At 65.7% G+C, this 22,698-nt stretch carries 21 protein-coding genes; 8 read left to right on the forward strand and 13 right to left on the reverse strand.

Going from position 1 to position 22,698, the window contains the following annotated elements; all coding sequences use genetic code 11:
* The first annotated feature begins 12 nt into the window (after positions 1-12).
* Positions 13-816: an exodeoxyribonuclease III gene (locus MJ602_RS00830; RefSeq protein ID WP_162014743.1), complete on the forward strand. Its 804-nt coding sequence runs from the start codon at positions 13-15 to the stop codon at positions 814-816.
* A gap of 83 nt (positions 817-899) precedes the next feature.
* Positions 900-2,849 carry a GspE/PulE family protein gene (locus tag MJ602_RS00835; protein WP_243019015.1) on the forward strand — a complete coding sequence of 650 codons (1,950 nt, stop codon included), beginning with the start codon at positions 900-902 and terminating at the stop codon, positions 2,847-2,849.
* 18 nt (positions 2,850-2,867) lie between these two features.
* Here MJ602_RS00835 and MJ602_RS00840 read toward each other — a convergent pair whose 3' ends face one another.
* Positions 2,868-3,365 (reverse strand): Lrp/AsnC family transcriptional regulator, encoded by a 498-nt coding sequence (locus tag MJ602_RS00840; protein ID WP_243019016.1) that lies wholly within the window; start codon positions 3,363-3,365, stop codon positions 2,868-2,870.
* A 73-nt stretch (positions 3,366-3,438) separates the two neighbouring features.
* Here MJ602_RS00840 and MJ602_RS00845 point away from each other — a divergent pair, with 73 nt between their 5' ends.
* Positions 3,439-4,350, forward strand: coding sequence for an EamA family transporter (locus MJ602_RS00845; protein ID WP_243019017.1), 912 nt, complete (start codon positions 3,439-3,441; stop codon positions 4,348-4,350).
* Between the two features lie 40 nt (positions 4,351-4,390).
* A complete protein-coding gene (locus MJ602_RS00850) occupies positions 4,391-5,029 on the forward strand; it encodes an MBL fold metallo-hydrolase (protein ID WP_162014739.1) in 639 nt (212 codons plus the stop codon).
* Between the two features lie 67 nt (positions 5,030-5,096).
* Here MJ602_RS00850 and MJ602_RS00855 read toward each other — a convergent pair whose 3' ends face one another.
* Entirely contained in the window at positions 5,097-5,945 is an 849-nt protein-coding gene (locus MJ602_RS00855; RefSeq protein WP_162014738.1) for a M48 family metallopeptidase, read from the reverse strand.
* A 30-nt stretch (positions 5,946-5,975) separates the two neighbouring features.
* Between MJ602_RS00855 and MJ602_RS00860 the strand changes: the two genes are divergently transcribed.
* The 3 genes from MJ602_RS00860 (at position 5,976) to MJ602_RS00870 (ending at position 9,648) form a co-directional block, all read left to right on the forward strand.
* The gene (locus MJ602_RS00860) at positions 5,976-7,343 is read left to right on the forward strand and encodes an AmpG family muropeptide MFS transporter (protein ID WP_279235523.1); all 1,368 of its coding nucleotides are present in this window, start codon (positions 5,976-5,978) and stop codon (positions 7,341-7,343) included.
* Between the two features lie 154 nt (positions 7,344-7,497).
* The gene (locus tag MJ602_RS00865) at positions 7,498-8,214 is read left to right on the forward strand and encodes a response regulator transcription factor (protein ID WP_162014736.1); all 717 of its coding nucleotides are present in this window, start codon (positions 7,498-7,500) and stop codon (positions 8,212-8,214) included.
* Positions 8,215-8,379: 165 nt separating this feature from the next.
* Complete coding sequence (locus MJ602_RS00870) at positions 8,380-9,648, forward strand: ATP-binding protein (protein WP_243019268.1); 1,269 nt, start codon at positions 8,380-8,382, stop codon at positions 9,646-9,648.
* Here the strand turns inward: MJ602_RS00870 and MJ602_RS00875 are convergent.
* From MJ602_RS00875 to aptA, 11 genes are all read right to left on the reverse strand, one after another.
* Complete coding sequence (locus MJ602_RS00875; RefSeq protein ID WP_243019018.1) at positions 9,632-10,798, reverse strand: O-antigen ligase family protein; 1,167 nt, start codon at positions 10,796-10,798, stop codon at positions 9,632-9,634. The two genes, MJ602_RS00870 and MJ602_RS00875, sit on opposite strands and share 17 nt — an antisense overlap.
* A gap of 157 nt (positions 10,799-10,955) precedes the next feature.
* Entirely contained in the window at positions 10,956-11,162 is a 207-nt protein-coding gene (locus MJ602_RS00880; protein WP_162014734.1) for a zinc-finger domain-containing protein, read from the reverse strand.
* A 62-nt stretch (positions 11,163-11,224) separates the two neighbouring features.
* The gene (locus tag MJ602_RS00885; protein ID WP_243019019.1) at positions 11,225-12,253 is read right to left on the reverse strand and encodes a glycosyltransferase; all 1,029 of its coding nucleotides are present in this window, start codon (positions 12,251-12,253) and stop codon (positions 11,225-11,227) included.
* A 14-nt stretch (positions 12,254-12,267) separates the two neighbouring features.
* Positions 12,268-13,206 (reverse strand): branched-chain amino acid transaminase, encoded by a 939-nt coding sequence (locus tag MJ602_RS00890; RefSeq protein WP_162014732.1) that lies wholly within the window; start codon positions 13,204-13,206, stop codon positions 12,268-12,270.
* Between the two features lie 99 nt (positions 13,207-13,305).
* Complete coding sequence (radA, locus tag MJ602_RS00895; RefSeq protein WP_243019020.1) at positions 13,306-14,691, reverse strand: DNA repair protein RadA; 1,386 nt, start codon at positions 14,689-14,691, stop codon at positions 13,306-13,308.
* Positions 14,692-14,810: 119 nt separating this feature from the next.
* Positions 14,811-14,939 carry a hypothetical protein gene (locus tag MJ602_RS16700; protein WP_279235525.1) on the reverse strand — a complete coding sequence of 43 codons (129 nt, stop codon included), beginning with the start codon at positions 14,937-14,939 and terminating at the stop codon, positions 14,811-14,813.
* 62 nt (positions 14,940-15,001) lie between these two features.
* Positions 15,002-15,427, reverse strand: coding sequence for a barstar family protein (locus MJ602_RS00900; RefSeq protein ID WP_162014730.1), 426 nt, complete (start codon positions 15,425-15,427; stop codon positions 15,002-15,004).
* A gap of 126 nt (positions 15,428-15,553) precedes the next feature.
* Positions 15,554-15,961 carry a guanyl-specific ribonuclease gene (locus MJ602_RS00905; protein WP_162014729.1) on the reverse strand — a complete coding sequence of 136 codons (408 nt, stop codon included), beginning with the start codon at positions 15,959-15,961 and terminating at the stop codon, positions 15,554-15,556.
* Positions 15,962-16,116: 155 nt separating this feature from the next.
* A complete protein-coding gene (locus MJ602_RS00910; RefSeq protein WP_243019021.1) occupies positions 16,117-18,432 on the reverse strand; it encodes an NADP-dependent malic enzyme in 2,316 nt (771 codons plus the stop codon).
* Positions 18,433-18,674: 242 nt separating this feature from the next.
* On the reverse strand, positions 18,675-20,192 hold the full coding sequence (locus tag MJ602_RS00915; protein WP_243019022.1) for a CoA-acylating methylmalonate-semialdehyde dehydrogenase: 1,518 nt from the start codon (positions 20,190-20,192) through the stop codon (positions 18,675-18,677).
* Positions 20,193-20,260: 68 nt separating this feature from the next.
* A complete protein-coding gene (gene aptA / locus MJ602_RS00920; RefSeq protein ID WP_243019023.1) occupies positions 20,261-21,619 on the reverse strand; it encodes an omega-aminotransferase AptA in 1,359 nt (452 codons plus the stop codon).
* Positions 21,620-21,727: 108 nt separating this feature from the next.
* On the opposite strand from aptA, the gene MJ602_RS00925 reads away from it, so the two are divergent.
* The gene (locus tag MJ602_RS00925) at positions 21,728-22,666 is read left to right on the forward strand and encodes a LysR family transcriptional regulator (protein WP_243019024.1); all 939 of its coding nucleotides are present in this window, start codon (positions 21,728-21,730) and stop codon (positions 22,664-22,666) included.
* Positions 22,667-22,698: the final 32 nt, after the last annotated feature.

The raw sequence follows: 22,698 nt of genomic DNA on the forward strand, positions 1-22,698 counted from the left end.
GGAGTGATTCCCTTGTTCCGTTTAACCAGCCTCAACCTCAACGGCATCCGCTCCGCCGCCACCAAGGGCGTGGAGCCCTGGATCGCCGCCACCGTCCCGGATTGTATTTGCGTGCAGGAAGTCAAGGCCCAGGCGGCCGATGTCCAGGGGCGCTTCGAGCAGTTGGCGGGCCTGCAAGGCCATTTCCATTTTGCCGAGAAGAAGGGCTACTCGGGCGTGGGTGTCTATACCCGGCACGAACCCAGCGATGTGATCGCCGGCTTTGGCAGCCCCGAGTTCGACGCCGAAGGCCGCTACCTGGAACTGCGCTTTGACACACCCCAGCGCAAGCTGTCCATCATCAGCGCGTACTTTCCCAGCGGCTCCTCGGGCGAAGAGCGGCAGGAAGCCAAGTTCCGCTTTCTGGAGCAGTTCCACCCACACCTCATGCGCGCCAAGGCGCAACGGGAATTCATCCTGTGCGGCGACGTGAACATCGCGCACCAGCAGATCGACCTGAAAAACTGGCGCAGCAACCAGAAAAACAGCGGCTTTTTGCCCGAAGAGCGCGCCTGGATGACAAAGTTGTTGCACACAACTGACCCAGACGGCGGTCTGGTGGACGTTTACCGCCAGCTCCACCCCCACACCACCGACGAGGCCTACACCTGGTGGAGCAACCGGGGCCAGGCCTGGGCCAAGAACGTGGGCTGGCGGCTGGATTACCACCTGGCATCCCCCAGCCTGGCCACTACAGCCCGCACGGCCCAGGTGTACAAGGCGCAGCGCTTCAGCGACCATGCGCCGCTGACCATCGACTACGACTTTGCTCTGTAACGCCGGGACGGCAGGGCGCCAGCCACCCCCTCCTGGTTGCATGTTGTAACCTGTAGGGCTGTATCCACCGACGGCCCCACGCCATGGCAGACACCACCACGCAGGACACCGCCTCCAGCCAGTATTTCGAGCCCCGCAACACCGACGAGCTGTGGGACCTGGTGACTTCGCCGCACCCCGTGGTGGGCAGGGCACGGCATTTGGGCGAAGCGCTGATCAACGCGGGCATGCTCCAGCCCACCGATTTGATGCAGAGCCTGCGCATGCAGCAGAGCGAGCGCGACCGCGGGCGCCAGCGGCCCATCGGTCAGATCCTGACGGAACTGGGGCTGGTATCGCAGGATCAGTTGCGCCAGGCGATTGCCGCCTGGCTGGGCGAGTATGTGGTGCACCCCGGCCACTTGCAGCCCGACCCGGTGGCCGTGGCGCTGGTGCCGCGCTCCGTGGCCGAGCGCGAGTCGGTACTGCCGCTGCTGGCGCGCGATGACGCGCTGGTGGTACTGATGGCCGACCCCTACGACCGCGCCTTGCTCGACGAACTGCGCTTCCTGAGCCAGCGCCGCCTGGTGCCGCTGCAGGCCGCCCCCGGCACGCTGATGCCCGCCATTGCCAAGGCCTACAGCGTGCATACCGACGCCCCCAAGGAGGGCAACGGCAATGGGGCCGCACGCAACGGCACGACAGGCAACGCCAGCGCGGCAGCGCGCCCCAGCTCGCAAGAGCTGGTCAGCAACCTCAACAGCATGGCGCCGGACTCCGACGCCGTGGCGACGGATGTGGTGACCGAATCGGACAACACGCTGGTGCGGCTGATCAACTCCATCATCGACGAAGCCATTGCGCACCGTGCGTCGGACATCCACATCGAGACCGAACCCGCGCCCAGCAACGTGCGTGTGCGCCTGCGCATCGATGGCGACTTGGTGCCCTACCTGGAGCTGCCCGCACGTTTTCGCTATGCCATGGTGGCGCGCATCAAGATCATGGCCACCATGGACATTTCCGAGCACCGCAAACCGCAGGACGGCAAGATCGACTTCTCGCGCTTTGGCGGGCCGCCGGTGGAGCTGCGCGTCGTCACGGTGCCCACCTCGCGCGGCCTGGAGGACGTGGTGCTGCGCCTGCTGGCCGGTGCCAAGCCGCTGCCGCTGGAAAACATTGGCCTGAGCCCGACCAACCTGCAGGCGCTGCGCGAGATGGTGAAGAAGCCCTACGGTCTGGTGCTGGTGGTGGGCCCCACGGGCTGCGGCAAGACGACCACGCTGCATTCGGTGGTCCGCGATCTCAACACCTCCAACCGCAAGATCTGGACGGCCGAAGACCCGATCGAAATCACCCAGAGCGGTCTGCGCCAGGTGCAGATGAACGCGCGCATCGGCTGGACGTTCGCGGCGGCCATGCGCACCTTTCTGCGCGCCGACCCCGACGTGATCATGATCGGCGAAATGCGCGACGAGGAGACCGCGCGCATCGCCATCGAGGCCTCGCTCACGGGCCACCTGGTGCTGTCCACCCTGCACACCAACTCGGCGCCCGAGAGCATTGCACGCCTGCTGGAGATCGGGCTGGACCCGTTCAACTTCTCGGACTCGCTGCTGGCCATCCTGGCCCAGCGCCTGGTGCGCCGCCTGTGCACCCAGTGCCGCGAACCCCATGCCGCCCACCACGACACGCTGCAAGCCATGGCTTCGCAGTACCTGGAGAGCAGCGCCGCCAACAGCGCCGAAGCGCGCGATGCGCTCATCGCACGCTGGCGCAAGGCCTACGGCAAGGACGACGGCAGCATCACGCTGTGGCGCCGCCAGGGCTGCCCTCAGTGCGAATCGCACGGCTACAAGGGCCGCATGGGCATCCACGAGCTGATGCTCAGCGACGAGCCCATCCGCCAGCACATCCGCCACCGCTCCTCGGCCACCGAAATCCGCCTCTCGGCGCTCGCCGCAGGCATGAAGACACTGCGCCAGGACGGCATCGAGAAAGTGCTGCAAGGCCTGACCGACATGTCCGAAGTGACGGCGGCCACCAACCTGTGAGCCGCGCGCCGGGGCGCGCTATGCGACCGGGCCGCAGCGATCCAACGGCACCTGCAGGCCCACCTTGAGGCAGCCCAGCGCGACCGAGGTACGAAAGCGCCGCACGTTGTCGTCGCCACCGAACAGGCGCCCCGTCAACGCCTCGTAGTCGGCCATGGTGGAGGCGGTGATGACCAGCAGGTAGTCCGCCTCGCCGGTGATGGCGTAGCACTGCTGCACCGCCGGTTCGCCTGCAATGCGCTGGCGCAGGCCAGCCGTGCGCAGCGGGTGTTCGTCGTGCACATGCACCTCCACCAGCAGCGTGAGCGGGCGCCCCAGCAGGCTGGCGTCGAGTTGGGCTGCCTCGGCCCGCACCACCCCGCTCTCGCGCAGGCGCCGGATGCGCCGCTGCACAGCCGGAGCCGACAGATGCACGGCCTGCGCGATCTCGCGCTGCGGCGTGGTGTTGTCACGCTGCAGGATGTCGAGGATGGCGAGGTCGAAGGCGTCGAGCTTCAAAGGATCGGCGACGGGCATATGGGAGCGAAAGTTGCGTGACAGACCCAGAAATAGAGCAGAAGACACAAGGGTAGCGCAATATATTTTCCGCATGTCGTCTTCTTTGCGCACCTCTGCGTTCATTCCGCTGCTGGCCATTTTCGGCTCGGTCACCTTCCTCGGCCTGGGCACCTCGTGGGCCAAGCACACGCTGTTTCCGCTGGTCGGCGCGCAGGGCACCACGGCCGTGCGCGTGGGCTTTTCGGCACTGCTGCTCCTGCTGCTGTGGCGTCCCTGGCGCTGGCGCCTCACACGCGCGGACCTGCGCGCCATCGCCTGCTACGGCGCCGCGCTGGGTGGGATGAACCTCATGTTCTACCTGTCGCTGCAGACGCTGCCCTTCGGCGTGGCTGTGGCCATTGAGTTCTCCGGGCCGCTGGCGGTGGCTGTGATGTCGTCGCGCCGGGCGCTGGACTTCGTCTGGGTGCTGCTGGCCGTGGCCGGGCTGGGCCTGCTGCTGCCGCTGGGACACGACGTGAGCACGCTGGACCCGCTGGGCGTGGCGTACTCGCTGGTGGCGGCCGTGTGCTGGGCGACCTACATCCTGTTTGGCAAGCGGGTCGGGCATTTGCATGCAGGCCTGTCGGTCTCGCTGGGCCTGACAGTGGCTGCGCTGGTGGTGCTGCCCGTGGGCTTGGCGCATTCCGGCATGGCATTGTTGTCCTGGCAAGTGCTGGCGGTGGGGCTGGGCGTGGCCGCCATCTCCAGCGCGGTGCCGATCTCGCTGGAGATGGTGGCGCTCAAGCGCCTGCCGTCGCAGGCCTTCGGCATCATGATCAGCATGGAGCCCGCCGTGGCCGCCGTGCTGGCACTGGGGCTGCTGGACGAGCGCCTGAGCGTCATGCAGTGGCTTGCCATCGGGCTCATCGTGATGGCCTCGGTGGGTTGCGCCGCCACGGCACGCTCGGCGCCCCAGGAGAGTCGGCGCAGCAGCGCAGCCTCCGCGCCTACACTTGCGCCCTGAGCCGGTCACCCGGCATCCTGCAACCCCGCTTTCCGTCCCCATGCTGCGCTACCTCACCGTTCCCGTCACGCCCTTCCAGCAAAACTGTTCCATCGTCTGGTGCGATGCCACCGGCCAGGCCGCCGTCATCGACCCGGGCGGCGATCTCGACCTGCTGCTGGCAGAAATCCAGCGCCTGGGGCTCACGCTCAGCCAGATCTGGCTCACGCACGCGCACATCGACCACGCCGGCGGCACGGGCGAGCTGGCCGAGCGACTGCAACTGCCCATCGTCGGGCCACATCCGGGCGATCAGTTCTGGATCGATGGCCTGCCGCAGCAGAGCGCGATGTTTGGCTTTCCGCCCGCGCAGCACTTCACGCCCACGCGCTGGCTGGCCGATGGCGACACGGTGCAGATCGGCAACGAGACGCTGGCCGTGCGCCACTGCCCAGGTCACACGCCGGGCCATGTGGTGTTCCACGCACCACAGATCGAGCGCTGCTTTGTGGGCGACGTGCTGTTCGCTGGCAGCATTGGCCGCACCGATTTTCCCCAGGGCAACCACCAGCAGTTGATCGACAGCATCACGCAGCGCCTGTGGCCCATGGGGAACCAGACGGTGTTCATTCCCGGCCATGGGCCTGAGAGCAGCTTCGGCCGCGAGCGCCAGAGCAACCCCTACGTGGGTGGCACTTGAAACTTCAATGGTTTTTGGCCTCTAGCGCCCGTGGATAAAGCGCTGACAGCTATCAATTCAATAGCATTTAGCCATTCTGGCGCGCGGCTTCGTACAGGCCCTGGACCTTGGGCACGTTCTGCTGCAGCTCACGGATGCGGTCGGGCCCGCTGGGGTGGGTGGAGAGGAAGGCCAGGCCGTCCTTGCCGCCCGTGGCCTGGCCCATCTTCTGCCACAGGCTCACGCTGGCGGCGGGCTGGAAGGCCGCACGGGCAGCCAGCTCCAGGCCCACCAGGTCGGCCTCGCTCTCGTCACCGCGGCTGAACTTGAGCGTGAGCAACTGCCCGCCCAGGTTGGCGGCCAGCTGCCCCACGTCGCCCAGGCCCAGCAACTGCGCGCCCAGGCGCAGGCCCAGGTTGGTGGCCTGGGTCTTGGCCAGGCGCTCGCGGGCGTGCTCGCGCAGTGCGTGGGCCATTTCGTGGCCCATGATCATGGCGGCCTCGTCGTCGGTCAGGCGCAACTGATCCAGGATGCCGGTGAAGAACGCAATCTTGCCGCCCGGCATGCAGAACGCATTGATCTGCTTGCTGGCAATGAGGTTGACCTCCCAGCGCCAGTGGCGCGCCCGGTCATTCCATGGCGTGGTGAAAGGGATGAGGCGCCGTGCGATGGCGTGCAGGCGCGCAAGCTGCGGATGACCGGACGGCACCAGCGCCCCCTGCGCCCGGGCCTGGGCCAGCAACTGGCTGTACTGCTGGGTGGCCGAGGACTCCAGCGTTTCGGCCGGCACCAGGCGGCGCATGCCCGAGGCCGAACCCACCTCCACCTGGGCCAGCGCAGGCGCAGCAGCCCCGGCGGCGGCAGCCAGCACAAAGGCGCGCCGCGCCTGCCAGGGGGACGACGAGGCTACGGAAGGAGCGGGGCAAAGAAAGCACATGCGGGAATAATAGTCAAAACACCACACCCCATGCCGCCCACCACCACGCCTTCTCCCACCGCACCGCGCATGTCCTGGCTCCAGACGCTGCGCGTGTACCTCGAACCCGCCAGCCTGCGCATGCTGACGCTCGGCTTTTCGGCTGGCCTGCCGTTGCTGCTGGTGCTGGGCACGCTGAGCTTTCGCCTGCGCGAGGCAGGCATCGACCGCAGCACCATCGGGCACCTGAGCTGGGTGGGCCTGGCCTATGGCTTCAAGTGGGCCTGGGCGCCGCTGGTGGACCGGCTGCCGCTGCCACTGCTCACCCACACGCTGGGGCGGCGGCGCAGCTGGCTGCTGCTGTCGCAGTGCCTGGTGGTGGCAGGGCTGGTGGGCATGGCGCTGACCGACCCGCGCCAGGCGCTGAGCCCCGTGGTGGCCTGTGCGTTGATGGTGGCCTTCGCCTCGGCCACGCACGACATTGCGCTGGACGCCTTCCGCATCGAATCGGCCGACGCCAACCACCAGGCGGCCCTGGCTGCCGCCTACCAAACGGGCTACCGGCTGGCGATGATCTGGGCCGGTGCCGGGGTGCTGTGGATTGCCGCGCGCGCCGAAGCCCCCGCACTGGCAGGCGCGGCCGCCGCTGCAACGGGCGCCGCGACCTACCAGAACGGCGCCTGGCAGACGGCCTACCTGGTGATGGCGGCCTCCATGGCTGTGGGCATGGTCACGGTGCTGTTCTCGCGCGAGCCCCGGCCCGTGGAGCTGCCCCCGGCACGCAACGCGGCCGAATGGCTGCGCGGCGCCCTGCTGGAGCCGTTTGCCGACTTTGTGCGCCGCTACCGCTGGCAGGCGGCGCTGATCCTGGCGTTGATCGCCGTGTACCGCATCAGCGATGTGGTGATGGGCATCATGGCCAACCCCTTCTACGTGGACATGGGCTACACCAAGGACGAGGTGGCCGCCGTGACCAAGGTGTACGGCGTGGTGATGACGCTGGTCGGCGCCTTTGTGGGCGGCTCGCTCGCCATGCGCTTTGGCGTGATGCGCATCCTGATGCTGGGCGCCCTGCTGAGCGCCTGCACCAACCTGCTGTTTGCCTGGCTGGCGGGCCATGGGCACGATGTAACGGCGCTCATCGCCGTGGTCTCTGCCGACAACCTGGCCAGCGGCATTGCGTCGGCGGCCTTCATTGCCTACCTCTCCAGCCTGACCAACGTCAGCTATTCGGCCACACAGTACGCGCTGTTCAGCTCGATGATGCTGCTGCTGCCCAAGTTCGTGGCGGGCTTTTCGGGCGACTACGTCAACGCCTTTGGCTACGCACAGTTCTTTGCATCCACCGCCTTGCTGGGCCTGCCGGTGCTGGGACTGGTGTGGATAGCATCCAAGGCCAAATCGGCCTCCAGCGCCTAACACATAAGCGCAAGCAGCTATAAAATACATAGCAAAAGTAACCGTGAAGCTGCGCCACGTTTACCTGTGCTTTACGCCAAGGACAAGGGGACATGACAGGTAGCAGGCATGATGCCCCCATCCTCCCACTCTGAGCACCCCCTTTGCTGACGCCATGAGCACCTCCTTGCTGATGATCGAAGACGACCTGCGTTTGGCCCAGATGGTGGGGGAGTACCTGGGCCAGTCGGGCATGCAGCTCGCGCACTGCCCCGACGCCGCCAGCGGCCTGGCGCGCCTGCAGGGACAGGACGGCGGCACCTTGCCCGAGCTGGTCATCCTCGACCTCATGCTGCCCGACATGGACGGGCTGGAAGTCTGCCGCCGCATCCGCGCGCTGCCCGGGCCGGTGGCGCAGATGCCGGTGCTGATGCTCACGGCCAAGGGCGACCCCATGGACCGTGTCATCGGCCTGGAGATCGGCGCCGACGACTACCTGCCCAAGCCCTTCGAGCCGCGCGAGCTGCTGGCACGCATCCGCGCCCTGCTGCGGCGGCGCAACGCAGGCGCGGCGCCCGTCGCCCACGTACTGCGCTTTGGCACGCTGGAGATCGACCGCGATGCGCGCAGCGTCTCGGTGGCGGGCCAGGCGGCCGATCTGACCTCCTACCAGTTCGACCTGCTGGTGGCCCTGGCCGAGCGTGCCGGCCGCGTGCTCACGCGCGACCAGATCATGGAAGCCGTGCGCGGGCGTGAGCTGGAGGCCTTCGACCGCTCCATCGACGTGCACATGGGCCGCATTCGCGCCGCCATCGAGCAAGACCCCAAGAACCCGCGCCGCATTCTCACGGTGCGCGGCGTGGGCTATGTGTTTGCCAAGCAGCAGGAGTGATGTGAACACCCCCCTGCGTCGCTTCGCGCCTTCCCCCCTCTCCTGCGGGAGGGGGGACGACGCCAGTGGCCTGGCAAAGCCAGTTCCACGGAGTCTGCTGGCCTGCGCAGCGCCAGTATCTTGCCCCCGTGACTGGGCACCGCGCACACGGTGATCGATATGTCGATGCTCCGCTCCATCTCCCGCACCTTTTCGCAGCGCCTGTACCTGCGCATCTGGCTGGCCGTGGTCGGGGGCGTGGCGGTGCTCACGTTGGTGGTGGGCTGGGCCTGGCGCACGGCGGCAGAGCAGAACGCGCTGCGCATTGCTCCCCCTGCGCGGGAGGTGGTGCTGCGCGATCTGCAGGGCCGCGTGGTGCTGCAAGGCACGGCCACACGCCAGCCGCAACATCCATCGGAAGGGGTGCTCTACCAGTTGCAGACCACCGACGGTCGAACCTTCGAGCTGGAGTTGGAGCCCCGCTTTCAAGGGCGCGAGCGCATGGATCGCCGCGAGCGCCATGAGCGCGCAGCCGCCCTGCGCGCACCGCCCCCTCCGCAGAGCCTGGCGTTCTGGACGCGGCCACCGTTTGGCTTCCTGTGGATGCTGGTGCTGGTGGGGCTGGCTGTGGCGTTGGGGGTGTTTCCCATCATCCGTCGCCTGATGTCGCGCCTGGAGGTACTGCAGCGCGGAGTGCAGCGCTTTGGCGAAGGCGACCTGGCAGCCCGCGTGCCCGTGCAGGGCCACGATGAGGTGGCCGATCTGTCACGCCAGTTCAATGCTGCGGCGGGGCGCATCGAAGCGCTGCTGCGTTCGCACAAGTCGCTGCTGGCCAACGCATCGCACGAGCTGCGCTCACCGCTGGCACGCATCCGCATGGGCATGGAACTGATGCAGGACGGTGTGCCATCGGCCAGTGCGCGGGCCGAGATCCTGCGCAACATCGCCGAGCTCGACCAGCTCGTGGACGAAATCCTGCTGGCCAGCCGCCTGGACGCGCGCGAGGCCGATGTGGGCTCGTTCGAGGTGGTGGATCTGGTGGGGTTGGCCGCAGAGGAATGCGCACGCACCGGCGCGGAGCTGGATGCAGGCAACCAGCCGCTGGAAGTGCATGCCGTGGCCAAGCTGCTGCGCCGCGCGCTGCGCAACCTGTTGGAAAACGCCCGCCGCTACAGCGATGGCACCGTGAGCGTCAGCCTGCACCTGCAAGGGGGCATGGCAGAAGTGCGGGTGTGCGATCAGGGGCCGGGCGTGCCCGCAGAGTTGCGCGAACGCATCTTCGAACCCTTCTACCGCCTGCCCGGCGCCAGCGAGCGCGCCGGTGGCGTGGGCCTGGGCCTGGCCCTGGTGCGCTCCATCGCAGGGCGCCACCAAGGCACCGTGCACTGCGAGGGCAACCCGCAGGGCCAGGGCGCCTGTTTTGTGCTGCGCCTGCCCATCACCCCGCTTGCCTAGACGCTCCCCCGTGGCCGCGCTGATGGCCGCGGATGGCCGCCATGAAGAACAGGACCATGAACAGATAGATCATGTTGCCGTTGAAATGCGCGAGGTACACCTGTGTCAATCCGAAACCCAGGTACGCCAGCGGAAAAAGCATGCCCGCCAAACGCAGGCACAAGGCCTCGGGGTCTATCGTTCCATCGGGGCGCTGCACCCGGGCCTGCGTGGGCCAGAACAAGGCCAGAGGGACGGCATAGAACAACAGCAGGCCCACCAGCCCAATCACACCGCGTTTGACAAACATATCAAACCACTCGTTGTGCGCATGGCCGTAGTACATGACCGAAGGGGGAGCCTCCCCTTTTTCCACACGCAGACGCTTTTGCTCGGCGTATCCCGCCTCGCCCCAGCCCGTCAGCGGCTTTTCCAGCCCCATGTCCCAGGCCAGTTTCCAATGGGCCAGCCGGTGGCCCACGGAGTTGTCGGCCTCACCGTTCTTGACAAACCCCGCCACCTCATCACGCGCCAGGCTCCAGCGTTCCTGCAGGTACGAGGACTGGTGCCACAGCAAGGCCATCACCACGGCCAGCAAGCCAAGTACGGCATAGATGAATCGATGGTTCGCCACATAGCGATAAATCAACCACAGCAGTGGAACCATGCACAAGACCAGGGCGACCCAGCCGCCCCGCGTCTGAGAAAGCAAGGAGCCCAGGACGCCCAGGAAGACGCAGGCCAGCATCAGCGCCGAGCGGCGCCAGCTCCAGCGCTCATGGAAAACCGCCCACTGAACCCAGCAGATGAGCCCAAACAGCCCGGACATGTTTCCGTACTGAATGACACCACTGCTGCTTTGGTGGGCCGCGTCGTACCAGGCCCTTTCGTACCCCAGGACAAAGATATCGTAGGAGGCCCTCAGCCCACCGAAGGCGGCACCCACCGCAATGCCCCAAAGCAGCCATCGCCCCTTGGGGGGGTACAAAAAGGCAACAGGAATGCATGCCAGCGCCAGCACATAGCGGAACGGCTTGTTCAGCGCCGACAGCCCACGGTCAAGGTCGGCGCCAAAAATCCACACGGCACCCATCACCGCAAACACCAAGGCCAGCCAGACGGCCGATCTATCGCTCAAACGCTCCTTGGCCCATAGGGGAAAGGATGCCATCGCGAAAACAATGAAGACAGCCGCCCCATAGGCGTAGCCCGAGGGCAGCAGCAAGGTCAAGGCGCCCAGCAAGAATGCCGACACCGAAGCCAGTTGGGAAGTAAGAAGCGTTGTCGCGCGGACTGGAAGCACGGATTTTCCCGGCCGATCATCGGTATCAATGACCGCCCGTCTTCACTCCCGCCGCAAGCGCGTATTGGGTGCCACAGTAGGGGCAGGCAACCACTTGTCCGGGTTTCGCGCTCAGGTACACCTTTGGATGACCACTCCACTGCTTGACGGCCGCCTTGGGGTTGGGGCAAGGGAAATTGCCTTGCCCATCCAGGTCCTCGGCATTCAATTGAATCGCTTTGTTCTCGCTCATGATTCACATCACCATTTCACTATGATTTAAAGATTCGGCCCGTATCAAGGCCCGCAGGCACATCACGCACCCGCCTTTACCACCACGGACCGCTCACGCTGGTAAAAGGAAAAGATCTCGGCAACGCTCGTTTCCACAGCGTACTTGCGCAGGTCCTTTTGCCGGCGGAGCGGCCTTTCCTCAAACGCATCCCGCAAAGCCTTGGCCAATGCAGCCGGGTCTTCCACGGGCACGATGGCCTCCACCACGTCATCGGCCAGATGCCGGGCGCCCTCGGTCGCGGTCGCAATGATAGGCAGGCCCGCCGCTGCGGCCTCCAGCATCACCAACCCAAAGGACTCCTCGCGGGCGGAGCTCACAAACACATCAAATGCGGCAAGCCAGTCCTGAGGCTTTTCAGCAAAACCCACAAACAACACGCCGGGTACCTTGCGCTGTTTCAAGGCTTCGACCTCGGCCCCCTGTCCCACAATCACCAGACAAGCCCCAGGCAACGCAGCCATCTCGAAGGCATCCAAAAGTACGTCCAGGCCCTTGGTGTGCTCCACGCGCCCCACAGAGCCCAGAACCCAGGCATCCTCCGCAATGCCGTGGCGCGCCCGCATGAGCGCGCGCGCGCCAGGGCTGGGTGCATACGGCAGCGTCCAGTTGTTGATATGGACCGTATGGGCGCGCAGTTGCGATGGCACTTCCTGCAGCTGCCAGGGCGCGATGGCGACCAGGGCGTCGAGGTTCTGGTGCTGCTGCGGCTTGTACCGCATGTGCAATGTAGCCACACGCAAAACCGTTCCACGCAGGTCCTGAAGGCCCCCGAGGGCCTTGCAACCATCGCTCAAATGGGCATGCGCCACATCGGGCCTCAAGCGACGTATCCAACGGCGCGCCTGCCAACGCCCCAGCCACCGCCCCACCCAGAGGATCTTCACCCGCGGATCGACCTTGTGGGAATAGCCCGTGGGACGATCGCGGTGCGCCGTCCTGCGCAGGATGAGGGTGACATCGTGGCTTGCAGACTGTGCATTGGCCAGCTCAATGGCGTAACGCTCGCTCCCGGCAAATCGGTTGGTCAGGATGACGTGGACGATACGCATACCCTACAACGGCTCTATACCTTGGTGAGCCAGTGGGCGTATTTCGGATTGCGTCCGTTGACGATGTCAAAGAACGCGCTCTGGATTTTTTCGGTGATGGGACCGCGGCTGCCCGCGCCGATTTCGATGCGATCGAGTTCACGGATGGGCGTGACCTCGGCCGCCGTGCCGGTGAAGAAGGCCTCGTCGGCGATGTACACCTCGTCGCGCGTGATGCGCTTTTGCACGATCTCCAGGCCCAGATCCTTGGCGATGTGAAACACCGTGTTGCGCGTGATGCCGTTGAGCGCACCGGCCGACAGGTCGGGCGTGTAGATCACACCGTTCTTGATGACAAACAGGTTCTCGCCAGCGCCTTCGGACACGAAGCCTGCGCTATCGAGCAGCAGCGCTTCGTCGTAGCCCTCGTCCGTGGCTTCCATGTTGGCCAGGATGGAGTTGGTGTAGTTGCTCACCGCCTTGGCCTGCGTCATGGTGATGTTGACGTGGTGGCGCGTGTAGCTGCTGGTCTTGACGCGGATGCCGCGCTTCATGCCTTCCTCGCCCAGGTAGGCGCCCCAGGCCCAGGCGGCCACCATCAAGTGGATGGTGTTGCCCTTGGGCGAAACACCCAGCTTCTTGTCGCCGATCCAAGTCAGGGGGCGCAGGTAGCACGACTCCAGGTTGTTGGCACGCACCACGGCCTTTTGCGCTTCGTTGACCTCGTCCATGGTGAACGGGATCTTCATGCGCAGGATCTTGGCGCTGTTGAACAGGCGTTCGGTGTGCTCCTGCAGGCGGAAGATGGCGGTGCCGTTCACCGTGTTGTAGGCCCGCACACCCTCAAAGGCGCCACAGCCGTAGTGCAGCGTGTGGGTCAGCACGTGGATCTTGGCATCGCGCCAATCGACCATCTGGCCGTCCATCCAGATCTTGCCGTCACGGTCGGCCATCGAGGGAACTACGGGGCTCATGGGAGGTGTCCTTTGCTTGCGGTTTCGCGAATCGTGGGATTTTACGGCGGCGCCCCGGCATCAGACCGCAGGGGACTGACAGGCTGCTTGCGTGACGGATCAGCCCAGGCCTCTCACCACGGACATGGCTTCCTCGATGCGCTCCACCGCATGGATCTCCAGCCCTTCGATGGGCTGGCGCGGTGCGTTGGCCTTGGGAATCACGGCCACCGTAAAACCCAGCTTGGCGGCTTCGCGCAAGCGCTCCTGCCCACGGGGCGCGGGCCGTACTTCCCCTGCCAGCCCGACTTCGCCAAAAGCGATGAAGCCCTTGGGCAGCGCCCGGCTGCGCAGGCTGGAGGTGATGGACAGCATCACCGCCAGATCGGCCGCCGGCTCACTGATGCGTACCCCGCCCACGGCGTTGACGAACACGTCCTGGTCGCCACAGGCCACACCTGCATGGCGGTGCAGCACCGCCAGCAACATGGCCAGGCGGTCGCGCTCCAGCCCCACCGACAGGCGCCGGGGCGAGGGACCGCCACCATCGACGAGCGCCTGGATTTCTACCAGCATGGGTCGCGTGCCCTCCAGCGTGACCAGCACGCAGCTTCCTGGAACCGGCTCGCTGTGCTGACTCAGAAAGATCGCACTGGGGTTGCTGACGCCGCGCAACCCGCGCTCCGTCATCGCGAACACACCAATTTCGTTGACGGCGCCAAAACGGTTCTTGATGGCGCGCACCAGACGGAAGTTGGAATGCGTGTCACCTTCGAAGTACAGCACCGTGTCCACCATGTGCTCCAACACGCGTGGACCGGCCAAAGCCCCCTCCTTGGTCACATGGCCAACCAACACCATGGCCACTCCGGTGCCCTTGGCCGCACGCGTGAGATGCGCCGCACATTCGCGCACCTGGGCCACCGAACCGGGGGCCGAGGCCAACTGGTCGGAATAGATGGTCTGGATCGAGTCGATCACAGCGACCGCCGGTTGTGTGGCCTCCACGGTGGCCAGAATTTTCTCGAGCTGGGTTTCGGCCAGCACCTGCACTTGGCTGTGCTCCAAACCCAAGCGGCGCGAGCGCAGAGCGACCTGGGCACCACTTTCCTCGCCCGTGACATACAGCGTGGGAAGGCCTGCACGCTGCAGGGCATCGAGCGCCTGCAGCAACAGCGTGGATTTCCCAATGCCCGGGTCGCCGCCGATGAGCACCACGCCCCCCTCGACGATGCCGCCACCCAGCACCCGATCGAGCTCCTCGATCCCGCTGGCCGCACGCGCCACTTCCGAAGCCTCGATGGCCGATAGCGGCGCCACCGGTTGCGCTGCATTCAGCGCATGGCCATGGCCATGGCCATGCCCGTAGCGGTTGCGTGCCGTGGCGGGCTCGGCCAGGGCTTCTGTCAAGGTGTTCCACGCCCGGCAGTGGGGGCACTGGCCCAGCCATTTGGGCGTGGTTCCGCCGCATTCAGCGCAGGAGTAGAGGGTTTTGTCTCGGGACATGGGCACAGGTCAGCGTTGGCTTGCGACTATAGCGGCTGCAGGTGCGCTACCTTGATGCGGCTCCATGAACGACACAGCCCGTCACGAGGACGGGCTGCGAAGGGTCGGCGCCAACGCACTCAGGCAGCGGTGAGCCAGTATCCCGAGTTGAATGGACTGCTCATGCGCAGTGCCAGAGGAGAGATGTCCACCAGCTTGTCGGTGGGCATCTTCTCGGCGCAATCGCCGCCGATGTCGATTCCCTGCACGGCGGCGGGATTCGCCTGGGCCTCGCTGGCCCGTTCTGCTTGGCCGGTGGTTGCAGAACGGGCTACAGAAAAGAATAGAAACACCGGAACGGTATCTTGCGATCGGCCCAGTAGTCGGCTGCGTCGCGGAACACGTCCAGAAGCTGCTCGCGGGCTTCCTTGTCGAACTTGGCGGTGGCAGGGATCTGCTCCAGCACCACGATGAAGCCAGGCTGCGGGCCGGACTTGTGCAGCGGATCGGTCAGGCAGTCGGACAGCGCATCGAAATTCTTCCCGAAATGCGCGGGGAAGGTGAACTGCTGCGCGATCAGGTCCAGCACATCCTGCTTGGACTGTGCGTGCGCCAGATTGGCGTACAGGAAATGCTGACCCAGCCGTGCGGCTGCGTCCTGCAGATCGTGCACCCGGAAGGCGCGGATCGACTGCACGATGTTGGGGCGAACACCGCGCAGAGGATTTTCCTGGTCTTTACGAAGTGGTGTATCCATCTCCGCTTCTCTTTCTTTCAAGTCCAAAAAATAACACCCGGGGCAATCAATGCAAGTCCCCGGGAGGCTGTGGCTCGGTCATGGATCCCCAAGCACAGAGCAGGCAGGCTCGCTGGGTGCAGGGGTTCATTCGACAATTTCGCGAAAACTGGCGTAGTGGTCGCTGGTGTAGTAGCAGGCATCCGGCGTCCGGGGCTGCAGGCCTCCACACACAATGCGCCGGGCACCCCGGTTGCGCGCACCTGGCGTTCTGACGGTGTACTCGCGGTAGTAGCCGCGCTTGTGCTGAGGCAGCAGCCTTTCGCGATTGCCAAAGACGGTGCCATCCTTGTCGTAAGGGAAGGGGCCACCCTGGCGGATCAGCGCATAGGTCTGGCGCCCCTGGAGCGGCAACTGTTCAATACGGATGGTGTCCAGGCCGCCGGTGGACGGCTGGTTGCGCGCCATGCCCGGCTGGGGCAGCAACGCACAGACAACACCCAACATCAATGCAGCGACAGCCTTGTGCGCCCCGCTGGACCAAGCCTTCAGCATCAATCGACACCTTTCAGAAACTACGGGTTAACCCGAAATTTCGAGCCGTAAGTGTGACTGAACCCCCCGAAAAAAGCAAGCATTTGCCCAATCTTTAGGCAGGAATACGGGGCTTGACAGCCCCTGAAAGTTAGCGCTTGCTTTTCTCTTTGTGCTTATCTTTGGGCGTTTGCGTCTGCCACGGTCAGCGCCGTCATGTTGACGATGCGGCGCACGGTGGCGCTGGCCGTCAGGATATGCACCGGCTGCGCCGCACCCAGCAGCACCGGGCCGATGGCGATGTTGCCGCCTGCTGCCGTCTTGAGCAGGTTGTAGGAGATGTTGGCCGCATCAATGTTCGGCATCACCAGCAGGTTGGCATCACCAATGAGGCTGCTGTGCGGCATGAGCGCCGCGCGCGAAGCGCCGTTGAGCGCCACGTCGCCGTGCATCTCGCCATCCACCTCCAGCCAGGGCGCTTGCACGCGCAGCAGTTCCAGCGTCTGGCGCATCTTCACGGCGCTGGGCTGATCGCTGGAGCCAAAGTTGGAGTGCGACAGCAGCGCCGCCTTGGGTTTGATGCCAAAGCGCAGCATCTCCTCGGCGGCCATCATGGTGATCTCGGCAAGCTGCTCGGCCGTGGGGTCGTAGTTCACATGGGTGTCCACCAAGAACACCTGTCGGTCGGGCAGCAGCAGGCCGTTCATGCAGGCGTAGGTGGCCACGCCGGCTCGGCGGCCGATCACCTGATCAATGTAATTGAGGTGGTGCGACGTATGGCCCCAGGTCCCCACGATCAAGCCATCGACCTCGCCCTTGTGCAGCAGCATGGCGCCGATCAGGGTCAGGCGCCGGCGCATCTCGATCTTGGCAATGGGCGCCGTGATGCCCTTGCGCGCCGTCATCTGGTGGTAGGTCTGCCAGAAATCGCGGTAGCGGTGGTCCTGCTCGACGTTCACTACATCGTAGTCGCGCCCTTCCTGGAGGCGCAGGCCGAATTTCTCGACACGCTGGGCGATGATGGCCGGGCGACCGATCAACGTGGGCCGCGCCACGCGCTCATCCACCACGATCTGTGCGGCGCGCAGCACACGCTCTTCTTCGCCTTCCGCATAGGCCACACGCTTCTTGGCGGCCGTTTTCGCTGCCAGGAAGATAGGCTTCATCATCGTGCCCGAGGCATAGACGAAGCTCTGCAACTGGTCGCGGTAGGCATCCATGTCGGCAATGGGACGCTGCGCCACGCCGCTGTCGGCAGCCGCCTGCGCCACGGCCGGCGCGATCTTCATCATCAGACGTGGGTCGAACGGCTTGGGGATCAGGTATTCCGGGCCGAAGGCCAGCTTCTCACCCACATAAGCCGCTGCCACCACCTCGCTCTGCTCGGCCTGCGCCAGGTCGGCGATGGCATGCACCGCGGCGATTTCCATTTCCAGCGTGATGGTCGTGGCGCCGGAATCGAGCGCGCCCCGGAAGATGTAGGGGAAACACAGGACGTTGTTGACCTGGTTCGGGTAGTCCGAACGGCCCGTCGCCATGATGGCGTCGTCGCGCACGGCCTGCACGTCTTCGGGCTGGATCTCGGGGTTCGGATTGGCCAGCGCGAAGATCAGCGGACGCTCGGCCATCTTGGCCACCATGTCTTTCTTGAGCACACCACCAGCCGAAAGACCGAGGAACACATCGGCGCCCGCAATCACTTCGCTGAGCGTGCGCTGATCGGTCTTCTGCGCGAAGAACTGCTTGTCCTCGTCCATCAGCTCGTTGCGGCCCTCATAGACCACGCCGGCCAGATCGGTCACCCAGATGTTCTCGCGCTGGATGCCCAGCTTGACCAGAAGGCCCAGGCAGGCCAGTGCCGCCGCGCCCGCGCCCGAAGCGACCAGCTTCACCTTCGACGGGTCCTTGCCCGCGACTTTCAGTCCGTTCAGGATGGCGGCGCCGACCACGATGGCCGTTCCGTGTTGGTCGTCATGGAAGACCGGGATCTTCATGCGCTCGCGCAGCTTGCGCTCGATGTAGAAGCAATCGGGCGCCTTGATGTCTTCGAGGTTGATGCCGCCGAAGGTGGGCTCCATGGACGCGATGATCTCGATCAGCTTGTCCGGGTCCTTCTCGTTGATCTCGATGTCGAACACATCGATGCCCGAGAACTTCTTGAACAGCACCCCCTTGCCTTCCATAACCGGCTTGCCCGCCAGCGGTCCGATGTCGCCCAGGCCCAGCACGGCCGTGCCGTTGGTGACCACGCCGACGAGGTTGCCCCGGCTGGTGTAGCGGAACGCGGCGGCCGGGTCCTTGACGATCTCCTCGCAGGGCGCGGCCACGCCAGGCGAATAGGCCAGTGCCAGGTCGTGCTGGTTGACCAGCTGCTTGGTGGCGGCGATGGCCACCTTGCCGGGCTTGGGAAACTCGTGGTACTCGAGGGCGGCCTTGCGCAGCAGCGCGCGCTTGTCGAGGTGGGGGATCGGGGCCGGTGCGTTCTCGGGCATGGAAGTCTCCAGTTGGCGGAACCGCGCGCCCTGCGGCGGGCTTTGCGCGGCCGGACCCCAGGGTCCGGGGGGATCTGATTGTAGGTGGCGTTCAGTAAAAACCCTGGTAAGCAGCTTTGCGGACCCGGGCGTCGCCATTGTGACGCATTTTCGTGAAAATCGATTTCACATAACAAAATGCCCTGCAGACCGAAAGACTGCAGGGCAGGGGGCCTGGAAGCGGCCCGCACGGGGCCGCGCCGTCAGCGGCTGCTCGGGAAGCTGAACACCGCCCCTTCGCGCACGCCGGCCGAAGGCCAGCGCTGGGTGATGGTCTTGCGCTTGGTGTAGAAGCGCACGGCATCCGGGCCGTAGGCGTGCAGGTCGCCAAACAGGCTGCGCTTCCAGCCGCCGAACGAGTGGTAGGCCACGGGCACGGGCAGGGGCACGTTCACGCCCACCATGCCGACCTGGATGTGGTCGGTGAAGTAGCGCGCGGCCTCGCCGTCGCGCGTGAAGATGCAGGTGCCGTTGCCGTATTCGTGGTCGTTGATGAGCTGCATGGCTTCCTGCAGCGTCTTCACGCGCACCACGCCGAGCACGGGGCCGAAGATTTCTTCCTGGTAAATCTTCATGCCGGGCTTGACGTGGTCGAACAGGCAGGCGCCCAGGAAGTAGCCTTCCTCATGGCCGGCCACCTGCACGCCCCGGCCATCGACCACCAGCGTGGCGCCCTCGGCCACGCCGCTGTCCACATAGGCCTTCACCTTCTCGAAGTGCTGCTTCGTCACCAGCGGGCCCATGTCGTTGCCGTTGTCGGTGCCCGGGCCGACCTTCATCTTGGCGATCTCGGCTTTCAGGCCCGCCACCACGGCATCGCCCACCTCGTCGCCCACGGCCACGAGCAGCGGGATGGCCATGCAGCGCTCGCCGCACGACCCATAGGCCGCGCCCATCAGCGCGCTGACGGCGTTGCCGACGTCGGCGTCGGGCATGAGCACGGCGTGGTTCTTGGCGCCGCCCAGGGCCTGCACGCGCTTGCCGTGCTTGCAGCCTTCGGCGTAGATGTATTCAGCGATGGGCGTGGACCCGACGAAGCTCACGGCCTTGACGCGCGGGTCCTGCAGCAGCGTGTCCACGGCCAGCTTGTCCCCGTTGACCACGTTCAGCACGCCAGGCGGCAGGCCCGCTTCCAGCGCCAGCTGGGCGATGAACAGGGCGCTCGTCGGATCGCGCTCGGAGGGCTTGAGCACGAAGGTGTTGCCGCAGGCCACGGCCATGGGCCACATCCACAGCGGCACCATGGCCGGAAAGTTGAAGGGCGTGATGCCCGCCGTGACGCCCAGTGCCTGGAATTCGCTCCACGAATCGATACTGGGTCCCACGTTGCGGCTGTGCTCGCCCTTGAGCAGCTCGGGCGCGTAGCTCGCGTATTCCACGTTCTCGATGCCACGCTGCAGCTCGCCGTGTGCGTCGGCCAGCACCTTGCCATGCTCGGCGGTGATCAGGGCGGCGATCTTGTCGGCATTTTCTTCGAGCAGGACTTTCAGCTTGCTCATCACGCGCGCGCGCTTGAGCGGCGGCGTGTTGCGCCAGGCCGGGAAGGCCGCTTCGGCGGAAGCGATGGCGGCCTCGACCGTGGCCTGGCTCGCCAGCGCCACGCTGGTGGTGGACTGACCGGTGGCGGGGTTGAAGACGGGCTGCGTGCGCTCGGTGTCGGCAACGATCTGGCCGTCGATCAGGTGGCCGATGGTGGTGGTGACGTTCTTGTCGTGGTTCATGATAATTTCAAGCAAAAAGTGCCTCTAGCGCTTATTCATCAAGCGCCAGCAGCTATCAAAACAGGAGTTCAGGCGGTTTCGTGCAGCGCGTCGCCCAGCGCGCTGACCAGGCGGTCGATCTCGGCCTGGGTGCTGATGAAGGGCGGCGCGAGCTGGATGGTGTCGCCACCGTAGCGCACGTAGAAGCCCTTGTCCCAGCACTTCATGGCGATCTCGTAGGGGCGCTTGGCCGGTTCACCCGGCAGCGCGGCAATGGTGAAGCCCGCCGCCAGGCCGTAGTTGCGGATGTCGGCCACATGCTTTGCCCCTTTCAGGCCGTGCACGGCGTTCTCGAAGTAGGGCGCCAGCGCCTTCACGCGGCCGGGCATGTCTTCCTTCTGCAGGATGTCGAGCACCGCGTTGCCCGCCGCGCAGGCCACGGGGTGGGCCGAGTAGGTGTAGCCGTGCGGGAACTCCAGCATGTACTCGGGGCCGCCTGCGGCCATGAAGGTGTCGTAGATCTCCTTGCTGGCGACCACGCCGCCCAGGGGCTGGGCACCATTGGTGACCTGCTTGGCGAAGTTCAGGATGTCGGGCGTCACGCCAAAGGCCTCGGCCCCGGTCCAGGTGCCGCAGCGGCCAAAGCCGGTGATGACCTCGTCAAAAATCAGCAGGATGTTGTTCTGCGTGCAGATCTCGCGGATGCGCTCCAGGTAGCCCTTCGGCGGGATCACCACGCCGGCCGAGCCCGAGAAGGGCTCCACGATCACGGCGGCGATGTTGGATGCGTCGTGCAGGGCGATCACGTCCAGCAGCTTGTCGGCCAGCGCGCGGCCGCCGTCCTCGGCCATGCCCTTCTGGAAGGTGCCTGCCGGCGGCTGGGTGTGGGGAATGTGGTCCGCCTCCACGCCCTGGCCGAACAGCTTGCGGTTGCCCACGATGCCACCCACCGAGATGCCGCCGTAGTTCACGCCGTGGTAACCCTTTTCGCGGCCGATCAGGCGCGTCTTGGTGCCCTGGCCCTTGGCGCGCCAGTAGGCGCGGGCCATCTTGAGCGAGGTGTCGGCCGACTCGGAACCCGAACCGGTGAAGAACACGTAGTCCAGCCCGGCCGGCGTGAGGTCCTTGATCCGGTTGGCCAGCTCGAACGAGGCCGGGTGGCCGAACTGGAAAGCCGGCGCGTAATCCAGCCGCGCCGCGGCCTGGCCCACGGCCTCGGCGATCTCGCGGCGGCCATGGCCCAGGCCCGAGCACCACAGGCCCGAGAGGCCGTCGAAGATCTTGCGGCCTTCGCTGTCGGTGTAGTAGGCCCCTTGGGCCTCCACCACCATGCGCGGATTCGCCTTGAAGTTGCGGTTGCCGGTGAAGGGCATCCAGTGGGCGTCGAGCCAGGCGGCATCGAGGCGCGGCGCGTCGGTGGCGGGTTGTTCGATGTGGACAAAGCTCATGGGAGTCTCCTGGTTCGGGTGCGGCGGCCGGATGGCTTGTAATCCGCCATTGTTCCGACAAGTGTTAATCTCTCAAATACTCAAATATCAATGTTTACTTGATGATTTATGCAAGTAAAACCACCCCCCACCCGTGAGCGCGCCGTGCTCGGCCAGCTCAGCGACATGGACCTGCGCCTGCTGCAGGTGTTCAAGAGCGTGGCCGAGTGCGGCGGCCTGTCGGCCGCCGAGCTGGAGCTGAACATCGGCACCAGCACCGTGAGCCGCCACATGAAAGACCTGGAGACGCGCCTGGGGCTGACGCTGTGCCGGCGCGGCCGTGCGGGCTTTGCCCTCACGCCCGAGGGCCAGCGCGTGTACGACGAAACCCTGCGCCTGCTCAGCGCGGTCGATGCGTTCCGCAGCAGCATTGACGACATCCACCGCCGCATGGGCGGGCGGCTGGAGGTGGCCGTGTTCGACAAGACGGCCAGCAACCCGGCGGCGCACATCGGCGAGGCCATCGCGCTGTTTTCCGAAAAGGCCCCCGACGTGAGCCTGCAAATGCACGTGGCCGCCATCCCCGCCATCGAGCGCGGGCTGATGGACGGGAGCTTCCACCTCGGCATCATCCCGGCGCACCGCAGCTCGCAGAGCCTGGTGTACGCCAACCTGTTCACCGAAACCATGCTGCTCTACTGCGGCGCACGCCATCCACTGTTCGGCCAGGACCACGCCGGCCTGGACTGGGACAGCCTGCGCGCCTGGCAGTTCGCGGGCCTGGGCTACCACTCGCCCAACATGGAGTTGAGCCACGGCGCGCGCCTGCCGCGCAAGGCCACGGGTTTCGACCAAGAGTCGATCGCCACGCTGATCCTCTCGGGGCGCTACCTGGGCTTCCTGCCCGACCACTACGCCGAGGCCTTCGAGCGCCAAGGCCTGATGCAGGCCGTGCAGCCGGCGCAGTTCTTCTACCGCTGCCAGTTCGTCAGCGTGCTGCGCCGCTCGCCCCAGCCGCCGCGCGCGGCGCAGGCCTTTGCGCAGTGTTTGCTGGCGGCACACTCCTGAAATCGGCGCAGAGGCTATTGCACGACCAGCAG

The organism is Simplicispira sedimenti (assembly GCF_022760965.1).
Lineage (GTDB): Bacteria > Pseudomonadota > Gammaproteobacteria > Burkholderiales > Burkholderiaceae_C > Simplicispira > Simplicispira sedimenti.

Excerpts from the sequence above, each read along its gene's own strand:
- MJ602_RS00870 (WP_243019268.1), top strand. The coding sequence starts at position 8,380 with ATGCTCCGCTCCATCTCCCGCACCTTTTCGCAGCGCCTGTACCTGCGC.
- MJ602_RS00855 (WP_162014738.1), bottom strand. The coding sequence starts at position 5,945 with ATGTGCTTTCTTTGCCCCGCTCCTTCCGTAGCCTCGTCGTCCCCCTGG.
- radA (WP_243019020.1), bottom strand. The coding sequence starts at position 14,691 with ATGTCCCGAGACAAAACCCTCTACTCCTGCGCTGAATGCGGCGGAACC.
- MJ602_RS00845 (WP_243019017.1), top strand. The coding sequence starts at position 3,439 with ATGTCGTCTTCTTTGCGCACCTCTGCGTTCATTCCGCTGCTGGCCATT.
- MJ602_RS00840 (WP_243019016.1), bottom strand. The coding sequence starts at position 3,365 with ATGCCCGTCGCCGATCCTTTGAAGCTCGACGCCTTCGACCTCGCCATC.
- MJ602_RS00865 (WP_162014736.1), top strand. The coding sequence starts at position 7,498 with ATGAGCACCTCCTTGCTGATGATCGAAGACGACCTGCGTTTGGCCCAG.
- MJ602_RS00925 (WP_243019024.1), top strand. The coding sequence starts at position 21,728 with ATGCAAGTAAAACCACCCCCCACCCGTGAGCGCGCCGTGCTCGGCCAG.
- MJ602_RS00835 (WP_243019015.1), top strand. The coding sequence starts at position 900 with ATGGCAGACACCACCACGCAGGACACCGCCTCCAGCCAGTATTTCGAG.
- MJ602_RS00850 (WP_162014739.1), top strand. The coding sequence starts at position 4,391 with ATGCTGCGCTACCTCACCGTTCCCGTCACGCCCTTCCAGCAAAACTGT.
- MJ602_RS00915 (WP_243019022.1), bottom strand. The coding sequence starts at position 20,192 with ATGAACCACGACAAGAACGTCACCACCACCATCGGCCACCTGATCGAC.
- MJ602_RS00890 (WP_162014732.1), bottom strand. The coding sequence starts at position 13,206 with ATGAGCCCCGTAGTTCCCTCGATGGCCGACCGTGACGGCAAGATCTGG.
- MJ602_RS00900 (WP_162014730.1), bottom strand. The coding sequence starts at position 15,427 with ATGGATACACCACTTCGTAAAGACCAGGAAAATCCTCTGCGCGGTGTT.
- MJ602_RS00875 (WP_243019018.1), bottom strand. The coding sequence starts at position 10,798 with ATGGCATCCTTTCCCCTATGGGCCAAGGAGCGTTTGAGCGATAGATCG.
- MJ602_RS00880 (WP_162014734.1), bottom strand. The coding sequence starts at position 11,162 with ATGAGCGAGAACAAAGCGATTCAATTGAATGCCGAGGACCTGGATGGG.
- MJ602_RS00905 (WP_162014729.1), bottom strand. The coding sequence starts at position 15,961 with ATGCTGAAGGCTTGGTCCAGCGGGGCGCACAAGGCTGTCGCTGCATTG.
- MJ602_RS00885 (WP_243019019.1), bottom strand. The coding sequence starts at position 12,253 with ATGCGTATCGTCCACGTCATCCTGACCAACCGATTTGCCGGGAGCGAG.
- aptA (WP_243019023.1), bottom strand. The coding sequence starts at position 21,619 with ATGAGCTTTGTCCACATCGAACAACCCGCCACCGACGCGCCGCGCCTC.
- MJ602_RS00860 (WP_279235523.1), top strand. The coding sequence starts at position 5,976 with ATGCCGCCCACCACCACGCCTTCTCCCACCGCACCGCGCATGTCCTGG.
- MJ602_RS00910 (WP_243019021.1), bottom strand. The coding sequence starts at position 18,432 with ATGCCCGAGAACGCACCGGCCCCGATCCCCCACCTCGACAAGCGCGCG.